The organism is Roseofilum sp. (assembly GCF_982964205.1).
The window spans coordinates 1-17009 of sequence record NZ_CEZBFX010000111.1; the positions used below are offsets into that span (position 1 = coordinate 1).

15 protein-coding genes and 1 tRNA gene are annotated in these 17009 nt (G+C 45.0%); 9 read left to right on the forward strand and 7 right to left on the reverse strand.

The genetic code is table 11. The features are described from left to right. Window positions 1-327: 327 nt before the first annotated feature. Window positions 328-399, reverse strand: a tRNA-Thr gene (locus tag AC3A14_RS20215). A 90-nt stretch (window positions 400-489) separates the two neighbouring features. Between AC3A14_RS20215 and dprA the strand changes: the two genes are divergently transcribed. Then, window positions 490-1647 (forward strand): DNA-processing protein DprA, encoded by a 1158-nt coding sequence (dprA, locus tag AC3A14_RS20220; RefSeq protein WP_318733310.1) that lies wholly within the window; start codon window positions 490-492, stop codon window positions 1645-1647. Window positions 1648-1867: 220 nt separating this feature from the next. Continuing rightward, on the forward strand, window positions 1868-2797 hold the full coding sequence (locus AC3A14_RS20225; RefSeq protein ID WP_318733309.1) for a WD40 repeat domain-containing protein: 930 nt from the start codon (window positions 1868-1870) through the stop codon (window positions 2795-2797). Here the strand turns inward: AC3A14_RS20225 and upp are convergent. Continuing rightward, window positions 2759-3391: a uracil phosphoribosyltransferase gene (gene upp / locus AC3A14_RS20230; protein ID WP_318701251.1), complete on the reverse strand. Its 633-nt coding sequence runs from the start codon at window positions 3389-3391 to the stop codon at window positions 2759-2761. The two genes, AC3A14_RS20225 and upp, sit on opposite strands and share 39 nt — an antisense overlap. Window positions 3392-3620: 229 nt before the next feature. Between upp and AC3A14_RS20235 the strand changes: the two genes are divergently transcribed. After that, window positions 3621-3743, forward strand: coding sequence for a hypothetical protein (locus AC3A14_RS20235; RefSeq protein ID WP_318701250.1), 123 nt, complete (start codon window positions 3621-3623; stop codon window positions 3741-3743). Window positions 3744-3757: 14 nt separating this feature from the next. Here AC3A14_RS20235 and AC3A14_RS20240 read toward each other — a convergent pair whose 3' ends face one another. Further along, window positions 3758-4981 (reverse strand): URC4/urg3 family protein, encoded by a 1224-nt coding sequence (locus tag AC3A14_RS20240; protein WP_318733308.1) that lies wholly within the window; start codon window positions 4979-4981, stop codon window positions 3758-3760. Between the two features lie 8 nt (window positions 4982-4989). Continuing rightward, window positions 4990-6129 (reverse strand): 3-dehydroquinate synthase, encoded by a 1140-nt coding sequence (gene aroB / locus AC3A14_RS20245; protein WP_318733307.1) that lies wholly within the window; start codon window positions 6127-6129, stop codon window positions 4990-4992. 103 nt (window positions 6130-6232) lie between these two features. Between aroB and petL the strand changes: the two genes are divergently transcribed. The 3 genes from petL (at window position 6233) to AC3A14_RS20260 (ending at window position 9644) form a co-directional block, all read left to right on the forward strand. Then, window positions 6233-6334 (forward strand): cytochrome b6-f complex subunit PetL, encoded by a 102-nt coding sequence (gene petL / locus AC3A14_RS20250; protein ID WP_271936917.1) that lies wholly within the window; start codon window positions 6233-6235, stop codon window positions 6332-6334. Window positions 6335-6438: 104 nt separating this feature from the next. Then, a complete protein-coding gene (locus AC3A14_RS20255; RefSeq protein ID WP_318733306.1) occupies window positions 6439-7260 on the forward strand; it encodes an alpha/beta hydrolase in 822 nt (273 codons plus the stop codon). A 65-nt stretch (window positions 7261-7325) separates the two neighbouring features. Then, the gene (locus AC3A14_RS20260) at window positions 7326-9644 is read left to right on the forward strand and encodes a CHASE2 domain-containing serine/threonine-protein kinase (RefSeq protein WP_318733305.1); all 2319 of its coding nucleotides are present in this window, start codon (window positions 7326-7328) and stop codon (window positions 9642-9644) included. Window positions 9645-9722: 78 nt separating this feature from the next. Here AC3A14_RS20260 and AC3A14_RS20265 read toward each other — a convergent pair whose 3' ends face one another. From AC3A14_RS20265 to AC3A14_RS20275, 3 genes are all read right to left on the reverse strand, one after another. Further along, entirely contained in the window at window positions 9723-9959 is a 237-nt protein-coding gene (locus tag AC3A14_RS20265; RefSeq protein ID WP_318701245.1) for a DUF2811 domain-containing protein, read from the reverse strand. 558 nt (window positions 9960-10517) lie between these two features. Then, window positions 10518-12212 carry a GAF and HD-GYP domain-containing protein gene (locus AC3A14_RS20270; protein WP_318733304.1) on the reverse strand — a complete coding sequence of 565 codons (1695 nt, stop codon included), beginning with the start codon at window positions 12210-12212 and terminating at the stop codon, window positions 10518-10520. Between the two features lie 457 nt (window positions 12213-12669). Continuing rightward, window positions 12670-13371 carry a DUF4079 domain-containing protein gene (locus tag AC3A14_RS20275; RefSeq protein ID WP_318733303.1) on the reverse strand — a complete coding sequence of 234 codons (702 nt, stop codon included), beginning with the start codon at window positions 13369-13371 and terminating at the stop codon, window positions 12670-12672. Window positions 13372-13583: 212 nt separating this feature from the next. Here AC3A14_RS20275 and AC3A14_RS20280 point away from each other — a divergent pair, with 212 nt between their 5' ends. The 3 genes from AC3A14_RS20280 (at window position 13584) to AC3A14_RS20290 (ending at window position 16968) form a co-directional block, all read left to right on the forward strand. Then, window positions 13584-14411, forward strand: coding sequence for a hypothetical protein (locus AC3A14_RS20280; protein ID WP_413039155.1), 828 nt, complete (start codon window positions 13584-13586; stop codon window positions 14409-14411). A 70-nt stretch (window positions 14412-14481) separates the two neighbouring features. Further along, on the forward strand, window positions 14482-14850 hold the full coding sequence (locus tag AC3A14_RS20285; RefSeq protein WP_318733301.1) for a hypothetical protein: 369 nt from the start codon (window positions 14482-14484) through the stop codon (window positions 14848-14850). A gap of 159 nt (window positions 14851-15009) precedes the next feature. Next, window positions 15010-16968 (forward strand): WD40 repeat domain-containing protein, encoded by a 1959-nt coding sequence (locus AC3A14_RS20290; protein WP_487779128.1) that lies wholly within the window; start codon window positions 15010-15012, stop codon window positions 16966-16968. The last annotated feature ends 41 nt before the right edge of the window (window positions 16969-17009 follow it).

Below are 17009 nucleotides of genomic sequence, written 5' to 3' on the forward strand. Positions count from 1 at the left end.
GCTCGGCTGTGGAGGGTTAGTTGATATATATCTTCTTTGGTTACCCTAGTTGGGTCTCCAGCTTGGATATATATCTATTTTATCACACCTTGAATTTCTCTATGAAATCTATAGAAAACTCTTATGTGATGGTCATGTGATTGATTTATTGATGAAATCCTATGGCAATGCTTTAATGGATAGATTTTCTCTATTTGCATGACCTATTTACTCTGCACTGCTTTGGAGTGGTGTAGGATGATTTTAGGTAGATTTTAGGTAGAGCAACCGATTTTTAGTTGGTAGATTGTGAGTCAAAGCCCATCACTGCAAGAGTTTAATTACTGAAGCCGATGATGAGATTTGAACTCACGACCTACCGATTACGAATCGGTTGCTCTACCACTGAGCTACATCGGCAATTACCATCCTTTAGTATAGCATAGATTTAGGCTTTAGACTAGAATCTACAGGGAATACGCAAAAGAAAAGAGTCAAACTCAACGTTGAATGACAGAACGTGCTTTTTGGTTAGCCTGGTCACAATTGCCGAAGGCGGGGCCGGTTTTGCTACAAAGAATTGAGGCTCGGTTTGGCAGTTTGGCAGCCGCGTGGCAGGCGGATGCGATCGCCCTTAATTCTGTAGAAGGAATCGGAATCAAAACCGCACAATCCTGGGTAGCTCATCGTAAACAGCTCGATCCGATCGCCCTTTTAGAGCAGCATTTACAAACTAATCCTCAATTTTGGACTCCTAGCGATGCCCTTTATCCACGCTTATTATTAGAAATCCCCAATCCTCCACCGGTACTCTATTATCGAGGAATAGTGGAACCCGAAGAAAATCAAGGAATCAGACCAGCCGTAGCCATTGTGGGCACTCGCGATGTGACTGACTATGGCAGGCGATGGACCTATCGCCTCAGTAAACAATTAGCCCAACGGGGATTTACAATTGTCTCCGGTATGGCTCAAGGAGTGGATACTCAAGCCCATCGGGGATGTTTAGACGCAGGAGGGCGTACCATTGCTGTTTTGGGAACTGGAGTTGATATTATCTATCCTCCAGGCAATCAATCCCTTTATAAGCAGATCCTCGAACAAGGATTAGCGATCGGTGAATATCCCGCAGGAGTCCAACCTAACCGGGCCCATTTTCCCCAACGGAATCGCATTGTGGCGGGATTGAGTCGAGCTGTCTTAGTCACTGAAGCACCGACTCATTCGGGAGCATTAATTACGGCCAGATTAGCTAATGAATTTGGCCGGGATGTCTATGTCTTGCCTGGCCGAATTGATGATGAGAACTCTAAAGGATGCCTGGGTTTAATCAGTAAAGGGGCACAGGCGTTGATCAATGAAGGGTATGTATTAGAACTGTTGTCCCAAATTCCAGAACTCGATCCGGTGATTCCCAGAGAGAATGAACCCACTCAACAGTTATCCTTATTTTCCGCATCTCCTAAACCCGTACCTGTACCTGCACCTGTTCTTTCATTACCTCCTTTGCAACAGAAGGTATTAGAGGCTGTGAAGATGGAGGCGACTTCCCTGGATGCGATCGTACAGCAAACGGGATTAAGTGCAGCAGAAGTCTCCTCAACCCTAATCGAATTAGAGCTACTGGGATTAGTGTCTCAATTACCTGGAATGAGATACCAGCGTTAAAACTGTCCTATCTCAAGGAAGAATTCAGAAAATTATCCAGATCGCCATCCGATCTGCTTGAAAGTTAAGCTGGACAAGCAATTTCTAGGAACTGCTGGCCAATGGTATTCGTCAGTCCCCCTTGAGCCAAAACCTATACTGTCAGTTTTGCCGGAATCTTGGGGGATAGATCTTCTTATAGTTGGGGAAATCCCTAGAACAAGTCTCTCAGTTTTATCTTATGAACACGCGATCTATTCTCACTCTTCTTTTAAGTCTTTCCTCAACGGTCTTTATCTCTTCTGTGCAACCGGCTTATGCCAACCCTGTGAAAGAGACAGAAATTAACGCCCAATCCTATGCACTCATGGAAGAGCCAACGATTTGGAAGCAACTCCCCACACCAGACCAAACTATTACCGCTTTAGACATTAGTCCGACAGGAAATTTTGCAGTGGGGGGGAGTGAAGAGGCGATCGTTCATTTATGGGATTTAAGGGCGCAACAAGTGGTTCGCGATCTGCATAGTCATACCGCTAAAGTTACCTCGGTGGTGTTTAGTCCTAATGGGCGAACTTTTGTTAGTGGCAGTACTGATAAAACGATCAAAATTTGGAATTTAGCCATGTTAAGGCTAAACATGACTATCTATACAGATCGTGAAATTCATTCCTTAGCTGTAAGTCCCCATGGACAAACCTTTGCCAGTGGTAATGAGGATGGTACAGTAGAAGTCTGGAATTTAAATACGGGTAAAAAAAGACGAGAATTTAGTACACCAATACAGTCAAAAGTTGAAGTCTCTTATAGCGATGATGGTAACTTTTTAGTGACTCGTTATCCCGATCGCGATATCGTCCATTTTTGGAATCCGCTGACTGGAGAGTTGTTGGGCTCCAATCTTGCCGAAGATCCATTGCATGTAGACCAATGGTCAGAGATAGCTTGTAGTGGTTTATCGGAATCGCTAGGGGATAACCCTGGTAGTGAGGGATTTTGGTCAGAGCTTTGTGGCGAGATTGCTTCTACTGCTCAAGGAAACTTGTGGGCTAATATTGACTCTCATTCTATTGTTCTGTGGCGTTTGCCCAATCCTGTCAAATTCACCGCTAACCAAGGTTCAAATCCCGATTTACTTGGTTCCGAAGAGGCGATCGCCAGCATCCCCTAAACCGGGTAAAATATAGCCATGCTCGTCTAAGCACTCATCAATGGCAGTCGTATAAATTGGGATATCTGGATGTTCTTCTTGAACATGCTCTAACCCTTCGGGAGCGGCTAATAGACAGACAAACTTAATCGATGTTGGGTTCAGTTCTTTTAACCGACTAATGGCAGCAACAGCAGTATTACCAGTGGCTAACATGGGATCGACAATGAACATATCTCGCTCTTCCACATCATGGGGAACCTTGAGATAATACTCAATGGGAATCAAAGTTCTCGGATCTCGGTATAAGCCAATATGTCCCACCCGCGCAGAAGGAATCAGTTCCAACATGCCATCTAAAATGCCTTGTCCAGCTCGCATAATGGAAATCACTACCATTTTCTTTTCTGGCGCTAAAACTGGCGCTTCCATTACCCCTAAAGGAGTCTTAATCTCTTCTAATTTTAAGGGTAAATCTCTGGTCACTTCATAGGCAAGTAACAAGCTAATTTCTTTAAGCAAGGAGCGAAATTTAGCTGTACTGGTTTCCTCGCGACGCATGAGGGTTAGTTTATGAGCAATGAGGGGATGGTTGATAATGGTGACGTTGGACATTAGGGAATAGGGAATAGGGAATAGGGAATAGGGTTGTGGTACATGGCTTTGAGCCTTTAAGGCTGTACACCATAGCAGCGAGAAGCGCTGTAGTACTTCGCGCTGGTAATTGGGTAATGGAGAATAGGAATGGATAACTGTAGAGTTGACAGTGGATTATTGATAATTATAAGCTGTAGCCATTGATCTATGCCCGATCTGTGGTTACCGTAGTATTTTACAGAAACGATTGACTGGGGCAATCGATCGTGCGGGAAGTGCCTATGAAGCGTTCCCAGAGTTACGCTACACTCTAAGAGAGCAGTCCATTGTTCCCGATATTACCATGATTGGCGGCGATCGCATCCCTTGAGTTGTGTCACGGCACTAGAAGACTGTGCCATCACTATCAATAAATAGGGGAGGAACTCCACCAGAGCGAAGTTGAGCAGCAATTTTCCGCCCTGCTGTCCAACTTCCTCCCTGTAAAAGTTTGACCAGGGGAAATTCATCAGCAGTTAAGTTGAGTTTTTGGCGGATAATTTCGGTGAGTTTGTCAAGTAAAATTACGGTCAAAGCACGCCATTCAATAATGAGTTCTGAATCGACTTTATGAGGGATAGTGAGTTGGGATTGATCTTTAATTTCTAATCCCCCTAGATCTAAAAAGAGTCCACCATTGCGATATTCAGGTAGCCCGGTGAGTTGATTTAAGTCGGTGATAGTTAAACCGAGTTCTTGCAAAGGTTCAAGAAGTGAATAGGTTAACCATTGGGAGAGTTTATGAAATGGGATGAATTGGGAGCCTATTCCAGTTTTAGGTAAAGCAGTATGTTGCCAAACATCCCCTAGGTTCACGCCATTGAGGGTTAAGCGTCCAGGCCAAATTTCTCCAAGGCTCTCTAGAATCGTTTGAAAAATGGTAACGGCGGATAGATGATGATTTTCAGTTTGCACTAGCCAACCGTGGATTAAATAGCTGGGGCGCGGGGGAGAACCAGGGAAAAATTGGGGGGAGTCAGAAAGGACTTTACCGAGTTTTTGCAGGATTTTCAGTCTTCCAGATATACCGACTAAGGGATTTTCAGGGGTGACTTGGAAGGCGGTTTCTAGGGCAGGTTGAGTGAGGTTTTGTAGGGCGAGACTATCGACTTGATAAGGATGCTTTGGAGTGCTGGAAAATAGTCCTTGGCAAAAGGAGTGAAAACTAGCAACGGCTAATCCTTCGGAACGGTTATAAGTGTTCGCTGTGTTGGGTTCTTGATAGTGCCATTGCGCCCCTGCACCAGCATCTAAGAGGACGCTGATAATAGCTAAATCGAGTTTAGATTTAGCTTGCTCTAGATCGGAATAGCCAGATAGTGAGCGTTGCAGTTGTTCTAAACGGGAGTTGCCTCCGACTTCAAAGTGTCGCCACCGGGAATGAAAGGGAACGTTTAGATCGGGATATTCAGCGCGAATGACTTCAATGACGTAATCCGCAATATCGGGTAGTTTGGATAAGTGGCAGCGAAAGCTTGATAGTTGGTCAGATTGGGCTAAATCGAATAGGATTGAAGCGCGATCGCGAATTGTTTGCGGCGATCTCAACTGTTTAATAACCTCCTGCATTTATCCTCCTATCCCCCAGACGCACCTAAACTGGCTAATACTTCCCGCAAGATATCCGGCGGAACTTGGTCAGTAATCTTTGCTTCCGTGTGTTCTGTGGGTAGAATAAACCGCACGCGACCCGATTTTACCTTTTTATCGGTTTGCAAGCTATCTAAAATGCTCTCAATGCTCACTTGTGAGGGAATGCGCGTGGGTAAGCCAGTTTTTTCAATTAATGCTAATTGACGCTGATCCCAATCTTGTCCCCAGAATCCCATCTTCAGAGCTATTTTACTGACAGCTACCATCCCGATCGCCACGGCTTCGCCGTGAATCACCTGCTCATAACCCGTTAAACTCTCGATCGCATGACCAATCGTATGTCCATAATTCAGAATTGCCCGTAACCCGGCTTCCTTCTCATCCTCACTCACCACCTGCGCCTTGGCTTCACAGGAACGAGTTAAAATTAAGTTCAATAACTCTGGTTCAATCTCCTCAAACCGATCCAGCCGTTTTGACCGTTCAAGTCGCTCAAATAGCTCTAAATCCCAAATCACTCCATACTTAATGACTTCCGCCATTCCTGCCCGAAATTCTCGCTCTGGTAGAGTTTTTAGCACTTGGGGGTCAATCCAAACAAGACGCGGTTGATAAAATGCCCCAATCAGATTTTTGCCCAAGGGATGATTGACTCCCGTTTTACCGCCAATGGAAGCATCCACCATGGCGAGTAGGGAGGTGGGGACTTGGACAAAGTTGACTCCTCTGAGCCATGTAGCAGCGGCAAACCCAGTCATATCACCAATTACACCACCACCAAGGGCGACGAGGGTAGAGGAGCGCTCTAGACGGTTTTCCAGGGCACAATCATAGATGGTTTGAATAGAGTCGAGAGTTTTGTATTGTTCTCCTGCGGGGATCAGATGAGAGTAAACGGTAAAACCAGCATGGGTTAAGGAGGCGATCGCCTGTTCTGCGTAGTAATCGGCGATCGTAGGATTAGACACCACCAGCACTTTTTTCCCCAAGCTTTTCATGTCCGAAGGAAACTGAGCCATACGAGGACCAAGTTCGTCAAGAGAGGCTGGGGCGATCGCAATCTCATAAGACAGTACCCCCAACTCCACCCGCACCGTAGACCCTGAAACCAATCCATCTATCATCGCTTTGTGGTTCAACTCTTTGTCAATCAGTTGTATTCTAGTTTACGGAATGTTGGGATTAATCTCAAGACTGAATCACTGAGTTAACAAAAGGAGAAAAAACATGAGCATTGGTGGAGCCATTACCTACTTTGCTTTCCTCGGAGGCATGATTGGTGTAGCCCTGACCCTATGGTTTGGACTACGGGCGATTAAGTTAATCTAAAATTACCCACCCTGTGCCCTTCGACTGCGATCGAGGCACAGGGATGGGGAAATGGGGGCACACGAAGACGATCTTCTATTACCTATTCCCTATTCCTTTTTAGTATGAAGACTCAACGGTTAAAAACTCTGTTAATTGGGAAATTTTCCCTGTTCCGTCTGCTGCGATCGGCGATCGCCATTTATACCATTCTCTGCATCTACATTTTCGCGATCGCAGACAGTAGAATCTTTCTTCCTCCAGATACCACCTATCAAACCTTACCCCAGAGCGTTACCCTCACCTCTGAACCGGGAATCAACATTACCAGTCAATATCTCCCCAACCCCAGCGCCACCTATACTCTCCTCTATAGCCATGGGAATGCCGAAGATTTGGGGATGATTCAACCGGTTCTCGAACATTTGAATCAACTGGGATTTAGTGTCTTTGCCTACGACTATCGAGGCTATGGAACCAGCGAAGGAAAACCTACAGAACGAGGGGCGTATCAAGATATTCGCGCTGCCTATACTTATCTAACCGAAACGCTGAAGATTCCCCCCAGTCAAATTGTTCTCTATGGTCGTTCTGTGGGTGGGGGCCCGTCTATCGATTTAGCCACCCAAACGGCGATCGCAGCTTTAGTGACTGAAAATACATTTATTTCTGTCTTGCGGATTGTAACTTGGATACCTCTATTTCCGTTCGACAAATTTAATAATATTGGCAAAATAAATAAAATCAGCGCTCCCGTGTTAATTTTCCATGCAACTTTGGATCGGGTGATTACATTGATCCATGGTCAGAAACTCTACCAAGTTGCCAATGCGCCGAAAATGTTGGTTCCTATTGAGGGGTTAGGGCATAATGATTGGATGGGAAGAGTCGATCTCTATAACCAAAATCTACAAGAAGTGAGCAGAGGACAGGCGATTCCAATATAGCGTCTAGTCAAGAGGCAACAGCTACAGGTTTCAGATACGCGAGTATGGGCAAGATTGAACCGGGAATGAAAACTAGCCTCCCTTTGTGGCAGCGATGCCGCTCATTGGTGTGCGAGCAGATTTGGCCTAAGCTCTCAACCATTTGGAAAGATTCCCAAAATTCCTGGCTTGATTGGGTTACGGTAAGAAATTCAGTGGTTATTGTCACGTTAACCACTACGGTATTAGTGGTGGCATTGAGAAAAATAGGCTGGACTGAATCATCGGAATTGTTAATCTATGACCAGTTTACCCAGTGGAGGGCGATCGCCGAAACTGACGATCGACTCTTAATTGTCGGTGTTACGGAAGAGGATATTCAGGCCCAACAGAGGTATCCCCTATCCGATGAAACCATCGATCGGCTTTTACAGAACTTAGAGGCCCATGAGCCAAGGATTATTGGTTTAGATATCTATCGAGATATTCCCCAAAATCCTGGCCGCGAGCAATTGATGGCCTATTTACAAGGGGAAAATAATCGTACCGTCACCGTTTGTCAACTGAGCAAAGGGGACGATGATATTGGGGTTCCTCCCCCTCCCGGAGTAGCGAATAAAAACCTCGGATTTGCCGATGTGGTGATTGACAACGATGGGGTGATTCGTCGCAGTTTGTTATGGGGTAGACCCTTACCGTCTTCTAGATGTCAGGTAAAGCAAGCCTTTTCGCTGCAACTGACACGCCATTATTTAACCGATGAAAATATTGAAGTAAAACCCTCTGAAGGGACTTTGATGTTAGGTTCAGTGCCTTTAACCCGCCTACAAGCTAATACGGGGGGTTATCAGGGAGTGGATGCTCAGGGTTATCAAATTTTATTGAAGTATCATTCTCCCGATCGCGTGGCTCGCAAAGTAACGTTAACCGATGTTTTGCAAGATCGGGTCGATCCGAGTTGGATACGCGATCGCATTATTCTGATTGGTGTCACTGCTCCTAGCTTAAATGATTACTTTTATACGCCCTACAGCCGAGGACAAGAAAGCAATCATCAAATGCCAGGGGTAGAAATTCATGCCCAAATGATTAGCCAACTTCTCAATGCGGCTTTAGAGGGTCAACCATTGATGAGTACCTGGTCAGATCGGGTGGAAATCCTCTGGATTCTAGGGTGGGCAGGAGTGGGTGCTGTGTTAAGTTGGAAGATTAATCATCCGTTGCATTTATCGGGAAGTTTGGCGATCGCTCTCTTAGGTTTAGCTGGAAGTAGCTGGTGGTTCTTTCAATCTTCCCTATGGGTTCCCTTATTTTCCCCCATGTTGGGATTATTGATCGGCAGTAGTGGAGTCTTTGGGTATCGGTCTTATCAAACCGAAAAACTGCAACAACAAATGGCTGTACGAGTAAAACAACAAGAGAAAGATTTGAAGCTTTTGCAAACATTTTTGGAGGAACAGACCCAACGACAAGATACTACTCAATTAGAAAGCTCAGAAGAGACGAAAACTTGGACAGCAACCGAGGGGTATGAGGAGGATGAATGGACTCAAATTGCTCCGGAAAATACAGAGGAATGGACTCAACCGATGAGTCTGTTAGGAGGACGTTATCATATCACGAAAGTATTAGGAGCCGGGGGATTTGGGCAAACCTATTTGGCTCAGGATATTCAGCGCCCTCGACATCCCATTTGTGTGATTAAGCATCTACGACCGTTGCAGACGGAGGGGAATTTTTTTCAGGTTGCCCAACGATTGTTTAATACAGAAGCGGAGATTTTAGAGATTGTCGGGCAACACGATCAAATTCCTCAATTGTTTGCCTATTTTGAAGAACATCAAGAGTTTTATTTAGTTGAAGAGTACATTGAAGGCAGTTCTTTAAGTGAAGAATTGGGACAAAATCATTGCTTAGATGTGGATCGAGTGGTGGCGCTAATATTGGATATTTTGCAAGTGTTGTCGTTTGTCCATCAATATCAAGTCATCCATCGAGATATTAAACCCAGTAATATTATTCGTCGCCAGAGCGATCGTAGGCTCTGTTTAATTGATTTTGGCGCAGTTAAGCAGTTTGCTCCCCATTTAGATGAAGAGACAGAACGGTTTACAGTGGCGATCGGCACAAAAGGTTATGCGGCTCCAGAACAATTGATGGGGCAACCAAGACTCTGTAGTGATATTTACTCTGTAGGCATGATTGCTATCCATGGTTTAACGGGTATTCCTCCTCAGAAATTACGCCAAGATTGGAGCAGTGGTAGTGCGATTTGGCATCATTTGGTTGAGGAAACAGTAAGTGTGGAACTAATGGATATTTTAGACCAAATGGTAGCCTATCATTTCCGCGATCGCTATCATTCTGCTGTTGAAGCGATCGATGCCTTGAAAAAATTAGGTTGAATATAACGATAACTAACTAAAGATCCAATAACCGCTGCTCATTCACTTGTGTCTGCTCCAGATTATGTCCTCCACCCGTTAAGGCAGAGCAGATATATTAAATAGAGCATCAAGATAAACCCTTGCTGCCTTCCGATAGCTAGATTGATGGCTCTCTGAACTCTGACCATTTCCATTTTGCAGCAAAAATAGGGACAAGGCCGCAGAAAATACCCGCTCTTGATCCCAATCGGGATGGTTTTCTAAATAGCATTGGATGGATTCGTGGAGGTCTTCAGGTATTTCTGCCAGAATACTCACAGTTGTAGTATGCATATGCAGCCCTCTAGGGTTGGGTTGAGTGGATGTTGGCATGATGCCTTGTGACTCTATTGTGTGCTACGAATAGGGGGTCTTGTCAATGTTGCGAAATATTAAAAAAGCCGATCATTTTTTGTTACAGAAACGATATGATGGGGGTTTGAAGCCATTTTTTGTTACATAACTTTATTTTCCTTGGATAGGGAATCGAGATCGTCACCCCTTGAGGAAAATCCCCAAGTCAAGCCTAGTGATACGGTGAGATAGGAGTTCCGTCAGATTAAGGTTGTGTAAAATTCTGGAGAAGTTGTGGAAAAGACTAGGGAAACTTGTGGAAATGTTGTGGAAGTTGTGGGGAAAAGAGGGGGAAATGATAAGAATTACAAATTTTGGGATGGGGAGGTAGGGAGATGGGGAGAATGGAGGGATAGGGGGATACGGAGACACGGAGACACGGTGATTGGTGTGTAGCATGAATAAATGAATTTGATCTGAGTTTACGTCTAATGGGAATGAAAATATGAATCCATCAGACGTAATGGTTCATTATTAATTGTTAATTATTCATTGTTCTTAGGCGGCTGATACGCTCTCTTTTGGCCAGGTGTGGCCGAGGACTGTAAAGACTTGGCGCTGTTCAAAGAGGAGAACAAGATCGGGGTTAATTTTGCCGTTGTCGGCTTCTTCATGGAGAATTTTCATGACGATATCAAGGGGAAGGCGACGCTTATAGGGGCGATCGGCGGCTGTGAGCGCGTCATAGATATCGGCAATGCTCATCATTTGGGTTTGCATGGTGATATCTTGTTGATGGAGTCCTTGGGGATATCCGCTGCCATCAAGTTTTTCGTGGTGTCCGTAGGCGATCGCCGGAATATCTTGTAAACCTTTTGTCCAGGGAATGCGCTTGAGAAATTCGTAGGAATGGGTGACATGGGCCTCGATCGCCAACCGTTCTTGAGTCGTCAAATTGCCTCGAACCACCAGTAATTGAGCGATTTCGTCGGATTTGAGTAAGGGTTTCTGTTGACCATCCACATCTCGATAGGTGAATTGGGCAATCTTTTCTAATTGCTGCTTGAACGTCTGATAATGACTCTTGAGTTCTTTTGTTTCAATGGCTAAGGGACGCTTGAGGTCTTCAATTAGGGCTAAAGACTCTCTTAAGTAGGCGATCGCCTGATTTAATTCCTGATCTAATTGTGCCAAACGATCGCAATGGGGACAATACTCTTCCGTATCTTCTGAATGGTGATGACTGGGATGTTCCACCAAATACTTAAATTTCCGTTGATAGCACTCCATTTCTAATGTCCGTTGAGCCAAGGAAAACCGATGGCGAATCACTTCTAACTGTTCGGGATAAAGCTTTTCCCGCTTCCCTAAAATCGTTTCCGGAACCAAGACTTTACCAAAATCATGTAGCAAAGAGGCATAGCGAATTTCTTGAAGTTGCCGGTCATTAAACCAAATTAAATGGAGGGGCCCTGAGTGAATATCATTCACTTCTTGGGCTAATCTAACGGTTAATTCTGCTACCCGTTCCGAATGCCCCGATGTGGTCGGATCGCGGGCTTCGATGACTTGTACAGAGGCTTTTACGAAACCCTCAAATAGAGTTTCAATACTTTGTTGTAAGTGATTTCGTTCAATGGAAATAGCAGCTTGGGAAGCGAGCGATCGCACAATTTGCTCTTGAAACTGGCTAAATGGTAAAGTGTTCTCTAGAGCATTAGCGGCGGTAATGTGCAGATCTGGTTGGTGTTTGCGATTAATTAACTGTAATACTCCAATGACTGTCCCTTCATTATTTTGCATCGGCAGCACCAAAACCGAACAAGTCCGATAAGCAAAATCCTGGTCAAAGCTGCGATCGAGTTGATAAGGAACGGAAGAGGGGAGCTGGTACGCATCGACAATATTTAAGGTATCCCCAGTCAGAGCCACATAACCGGCTAAACTTTTCGGAGTTAAGGGAATTGCAAATTCCTGAAACAGACGGGTTGAGATCGAATCATTTTGGGCGGTCTTAAAAATCAACTCTTGGGCATCTTCTTTGTGGTTGACTAAATAGACACTTCCGGCATCACTAGAGGTAATTTCCCGACTTTTGGACAAAATCAGATCTAATAACTGTTGTAAATCGTGACTTCCTGATAGAGCTGTACCAATAGCGAGGAGTTCTTCCACTAAGTTGGCTCGTTTAGTTGCTTCATCTGCATCTTTTTGTACAACTAAACAGGCTAATTCGGGATGCTGTTCATCCATGATCTTAAGTCCTCATTGGCTTTTGCTGAACTGATGCACCCGATAGAACTTTGGAGAGTTGATAGGTATACCTGTCTTCTATCCACGTCTGTCTTGGTTCAGAGGTAATGCGAAACACCCAAGTAAGAATACTATAGTGGTTTTTCTAGTATATCTTGAAATTAGTTGCAACAAGTTTTAAAGAGTTAAACTAACTTGTGTTGTCTATCTCTGAAGTGATATTACTTCAACTCTAGCTTGCTATCTATTGAGAGGATTACAGAAGACGATTAACAAGGGGGTAGAGTCCCCTTGTTAAGTAAAGTTTTCCTGATTGAATAATGTCAGTTTTGATCGAGGGAATTTTGCAGCTAATTTGACCCAAGAATGGAGATTATAGAAAAAGAGAGTCTAAACGTTTCAGGTTATTCAAAACTGACGTGAAGTAAAGTTTTATTAACCCCTGACGATCGCGGCATTAATCGCCTAACTGGGGACAGGTTTTTGTACTCCACTTACACTTATAGACATAGGGTTTTTGCCAATCGAGGGGAAGTTCTAGTAAGTCGCGGGAACCGGTGAATCCTTGGCCGAAAAACAGTAAGACGGCGACACAGTTCAGGATAATGTGGGCCATGCGCCATTTATGGGAGCGATCGCGGTAAATATCTTGTACGATCGCTAAAGAGAAAATCATTAATAGGGCCGCAGTAATACCATAATAATAGTGAGAAATATACCATTCATAGCCCCGTCGAAACACGCCGTCTTGACAACCTAGAACGACTAGACCCATACCTGCACCGGTTGCAAATACGCCTCGCCATAATTTAGAGCCACGTTTACTAACGCGAAAGAGAAAAACTAAGGAGGTAATAGTAGCAGCAAATAACAGGGCGACTAAAATAGTTTCAACGGCACTAGAGCGAGGTTTATCAATAAACAAGACATAAGCAAGGGCAACTAAGCTGATGCCAACCACAGAACCCGTGAGCCACTGGCCAATTCTGACATGATCTGGGCCAACGATAGTCGGAATTTTGCTTTTCTCTCCCGCAGCAATTGCCAGTCGTCGTTGACGAGTTTGCCAGGCGAAGTGAACCACAATACCAATGAGGGGATAAACGAGGGCTACAGCTAGGGTAGGATGTATTATAGCGAGTATATCTTTGGTGTCCATAGATTTTCAGTGAGGTTAATGGATATTTTCTAGCCTATTCGAGATGGGGCGATCGCAGATTAATTCTTTCTGAGTGATTCTTGAGATAATCCTTACCTCAGATTCAAGCGAGATCTTGACCCATGGGTTACAACGGTATACAGGAAAACTTTCAGGGAAAAAGGGGGACTGATTACCCCTAAACCGTGACCGATTACCAGCGCGTAGCGCTTATGGATATCAACAACCTTTTAAATCAACTGTCCAACCAGGAACAAGAATTACAAGAGCAGGAGTTTCTTGCACCTTGTGTGGCGGGAGGAGGAGTGAAAACCAAGATCGCTTCTATCGCGTATCGTTTTCAACCACAACCAGCGGACTTTGAAGGCTGGGGCATTTTCAAACCCCTCGATACGCGGACGGCTCAATGGGTAGATGAGCCAACTTTGCCGCAAATTAGCGAGTATTTAAATTTGCTCAACCCCCTAAGATTTTGGCTCAGTTATCGCCTCAAAGGACAAACTTGGTTAGCTTATCCCGTGAATGGAGATGAAGCGAGAAAACGCTATGGCATTACTCAACCGACTCCGGTTAATTTGGTTACTGAGGGTGGGGCATTTGAAACGATTATCGCCCGTGGAGATGGGGCTACCTGGTGGTTTGAAAGTGTCGATCGCCGCGCAGACCCGCAAATTACGGATACGCTCAAGCAGCACTTAAAACAGTTAACCGATCCAGAAACACTCCAATTTTCGGGCATGACTCCAGAAGCGAAAATTACTTATGAATTGGTTGCTGGGCAGCAGGAAGAATTTGGTTCGGAAAAACGCGATCGCCGTCGGTTAAATCAAGCGCTGAAACAAGGGGGAGGATCGCTACAAGAATTTGCCGATCGAGGAGACTATTGGCGAGTAGAGTGGACAACGGCGGATGGAGAACACCATGTTTCTGCCATTAGTAAAGGGGATTTAACGGTGATGAGTTCGGGGATTTGCCTGAGTGGGCGCGATCGCGACTTTGATTTACAATCCCTAGTAGGCGTGATGGAAAATCGAGATTAATATGGTGGCAGAATGAGCATAATGATGGAAGCCGGGAATTGTAGATAATTAACCTGATGGGAGAGACAATATGGAGCCTCTTGCTTTAATTATGGCAGCCTTAGTAGCTGGTGCAGCTAAAGCGGCGGGTGATGCTGCACCGGATGCTTATCAAGGGCTAAAGGCATTGATTAAGCGCAAGTTTGCTGGGGAACCGAAAGCGGAAATGGTGTTAGAAGAACATGAGAGCGACCCGGAAATCTATGAAGCGCCTTTGAAGAAAAAGTTACTTGAAGCGGGAGCCGATCGCGATCGGGAAATTCTGGCGGCTGCTCAGAAACTGCTCGATGAAATGGAGTCGAAAGAGTCAACCCCTGGCAGCTTCCAGACCACATTTCAAGGGGAGGTGAAAGGGGCACAAGTTGGACATGGTAACCAACAAACCAATACGTTTAGTTAAATTAATGTTTGATGTGCTGAGGATGGGGCGGGTTTACAGGATTTATGGTAGGTTTCCCAGATCTCGTTAAAACCCGCCCTGCCCCACAAGTTCCTTACCAACGACCAAGACCCATTTTTAATTTTTAATTGATTCAGATGGCTGACGATACTTCTCAATTTGATTCCCAGTTTCACGGCTCGGTATCAGCAGAAACAGGCAGAATTGAGTGAAGCAGATTCTCTCGCTCGCTATTCTCTGGCTTTGTCTAAGGAAGGTAAAGATTTGGATGCCGCCATAGAACTTCTTAAAGCAAATAAAATTCTGGAAAAGCACCACGCCAGCGACCCAGAGTTAATGGCTGCTGTAACCACTTATGTCTATGGCAGTAGAGAGCGCCAACGTTTTTATGGTCATCAAGGGTGGGTTGTTAGTGTTAGTTATAGCCCAGATGGAAAGACTTTAGCTTCTGGTAGTGAAGACGGAACTATTAAACTGTGGAACTTAGAAACTGGGGCAGAACTATCTACCCTCAAAGGTCATCAGGAGTTGGTCAGCAGCATCAGTTACAGCCCAGATGGAAAGACCTTAGCTTCTGGCAGTGAAGACGGAACTATTAAACTGTGGAACTTAGAAACTGGGGCAGAACTATCTACCCTCAAAGGTCATCAGGAGTTGGTCTACAGTGTCGGTTACAGCCCAGATGGAGAGACCTTAGCTTCCGGTAGTGAGGATAGAACCATTAAGCTGTGGGATGCAGAAACAGGGGCAGAAATTACTACCCTTACCGGTCATCAGCAACGGGTCAGCAGTGTCAGTTACAGCCCAGATGGAGAGACCTTAGCTTCCGGTAGTGAAGACGGAACTATTAAGCTGTGGGATGCAGAAACTGGGAAAGAAATTACTACCCTCACCAGTTATAAGGAGGGGGTTATCAGTATCAGTTATAGCCCAGATGGAAAGACTTTAGCTTCTGGGGGTTGGGATGGCACTATCAAACTGTGGAATCTAGAAACTGAGGCAGAGATTACTACCCTTACCGGTCATCAGCAATCGGTCGCTAGTATTAATTACAGCCCAGATGGAAAGACTTTAGCTTCTGGGGGTTGGGACAAAACTATCAAGCTGTGGAATGTAGAAACTGAGGCAGAGATTGCTACCCTTGGTCATCAGCACTCAGTCACTAGTATTAGTTACAGCCCAGACGGAAAGACTTTAGCTTCTGGGGGTTGGGACAAAACTATCAAGGTATGGAACCTAGAAACTGGGGCAGAAATTACCACCTTAACTGGTCATCAAGAAAGGATCTCCAGTATTAGTCACAGCCCGAATGGAAAGATTTTAGCTTCTGGTGGTTGGGACAAAACTATCAAGCTGTGGAATCTAGAAACTGGGGCAGAAATTACTACCCTTACCGGCCATCAAGAAAGAGTTAGAAGTATCAGCTATAGTCCAGATGGAAAAACCTTAGCTTCTGGCAGTTTGGATGGGACTATCAAGCTGTGGAATCTAGAAACCGGGGCAGAAATTACTACCCTCACTGGTCATCAGGATTTAGTCTGGAGTATCAGTTACAGCCCAGATGGTCAGACTATTGCTTCTAGCAGTGGGGACAACACGATCAAGCTTTGGAATCTAGAGACCGGGAGGGAAATTACTACCCTTACTGGCCACCGCAACTCAGTTATCAGTGTTGGATATAGTCTAGATGGAAAGACCTTAGCTTCTGGCGGTTTTGATGGCACTATCAAGTTGTGGAATCTAGAAACTGGGGCAGAAATTACTGCCCTCACCGGTCATCAGGGGTTGGTCACTGGTATGAGTTACAGCCCAGATGGAAAGACTTTAGCTTCTGGTGGTGAAGACCGAACTATCAAAGTATGGAATCTAGAAACAAGAACAGAGATAACTACTATTCTTACCGGTCATCAGAGGTGGGTCTGGAGTGTCAGTTATAGCCCGGACGGAAAGACTTTAGCTTCTGGCAGTTGGGACGGAACGATTAAGCTGTGGGATGTGGACTTTGATTCTTTAATGGAGAGAACTTGCGAGAGAGTTCGCCCGTATTTGTCGAATCCTGATGCTCCTTTGAGTGACGAGGAGCGCCGCTTGTGCGACGGAATAGGAGATGGGGAATAGGGAAAAACTGTTTTTACTTTTCCTTTAGGGCAAAGCGTTGT